Source organism: Streptomyces sp. ActVer, assembly GCF_027270795.1.
Lineage (GTDB): Bacteria > Actinomycetota > Actinomycetes > Streptomycetales > Streptomycetaceae > Streptomyces > Streptomyces umbrinus_A.
Genome location: NZ_JAPWHT010000868.1, coordinates 1 through 1,570 on the forward strand (window position 1 = coordinate 1; position 1,570 = coordinate 1,570).

The 1,570-nt window shown below is 74.1% G+C and carries 1 protein-coding gene and 1 pseudogene; both read right to left on the minus strand.

Going from position 1 to position 1,570, the window contains the following annotated elements; all coding sequences use genetic code 11:
• Positions 1–527, minus strand: a pseudogene (locus tag O3Q52_RS52930) (hypothetical protein); the annotation flags it as partial.
• A 51-nt stretch (positions 528–578) separates the two neighbouring features.
• Entirely contained in the window at positions 579–1,436 is an 858-nt protein-coding gene (locus O3Q52_RS52935; RefSeq protein ID WP_269655526.1) for a MoxR family ATPase, read from the minus strand.
• Positions 1,437–1,570 lie beyond the last annotated feature (134 nt).

The following is a 1,570-nucleotide window of genomic DNA, read 5'->3' on the forward strand; positions in this document are numbered from 1 at the left end:
GGCCGCAGCCGTGCGGTACGCCGGAGCTCACCCCGCAGCGCGAACGCGGCCAGCAGCCGCCGGAGTTGACCCCGTTCGGCATCGGTGAGCCCGGCGAAGTCGCGGTGCCGCAGCACCTCGGCGGCACTCGCGAGAACCGCCGTGGGCACGGCGTCCCGCTCGCCCTCGACCTGCGCACGGGAAGCGGGCCCGGCGTCCCGTACGGTCATCCGCAGCCGTGCCGGGGGAGCGGCCCGCATCCCCCGGCCCTCGGACGCCGAGCCCCCGAAGTAGGCGGCGAACACCCGGTCGTACCGCTCCAGATCGTCCCGGCCGCCGCACAGCGTGAGCCGCCCCGACCAGTACACGTCGGACCGCATCCCGGGCCGCAGTACGTCGAGCGCGCCGAGGAAGGCCTGTACGCGGTCGGGCCCCGCCTCGACCCCCGCGGCGCGCAGGGCACGGGCGAAGCCGACCAGGACGGCGGGCACGTCGACGTCCGCCCCGGCGCGTTCTTCGACGCCGGCCCCGCACTCCGTCCCGGTCACCTCACGCCCCGCTCCCCGCACATCTCACGCGCCTCACGCATCGCACGCGCCTCACGGGCCCCGCACCGCGAGCAGCGCCGCCAGATCGAGCCCCCGGGCCCGCTCCAGGTCCTCCCGGTACTTCAGCACCGACCCCAGAGTGGCCACCGCCAGCTCCGCGTCGACCTCTGTCGCGCCCAGCGCGTCCAGTGCCTCCGCCCAGTCGATCGTCTCCGCGACCCCCGGCGGCTTCACCAGATCCTCCGCGCGCAGCGCCTGTACGAGGCCGGTCACCTGCTCGGCGAGCCGTGCAGTCACACCCGGCAACCGCCTTCGTACGATGGCCAGTTCGCGGGCGAAGCCCGGATGGTCGAACCAGTGGTAGAGGCAGCGCCGCTTCAGCGCGTCGTGCACCTCACGGGTCCGGTTCGAGGTGAGGACCACGACGGGCGGCGACTCGGCGCGCAGGGTGCCGAGTTCGGGGACGGTGACCGTGTACTCGGACAGCAGCTCCAGCAGGAACGCCTCGAACTCGTCGTCGGCACGGTCGATCTCGTCGACGAGCAGCACGCACGGCTGGGTCTCCAGGGCCCGCAGCAGCGGCCGCGCGACCAGGAACCGCCGCCCGTACAACTCGCCCTCAAGACGGTCCGCGTCGGTGACACCGGCCGCCTCGGCCGCCCGCAGATGCAGCAACTGGCGCGGGAAGTCCCAGTCGTACAGCGCCTGCGAGGCGTCGATGCCCTCGTAGCACTGGAGGCGGATCAACGGAGCGTCCAGCGCGGCGGCGAGGGCCGACGCGAGCGAGGTCTTGCCCACACCCGCGTCGCCCTCGCAGAAGATCGGCCGACGCAGCTTCAGGGCGAGGAAACACGCGACCGCGAGGCCGTCGTCGACGAGGTACCCGGTCTTCTCAAGCCGCTCCCGTATGTCGCCGGGGCCTGTCGGCCAAGCTGCCTCGCCGCCGGAGGCCCCGCCACCGTCCGAGCCGCCGTGGGACGGCCCACGGTTGCCCGGTCGGTCGTCGGACGGCCCGTCGGCGCTCACGTCGCCGGCGGGCCGCT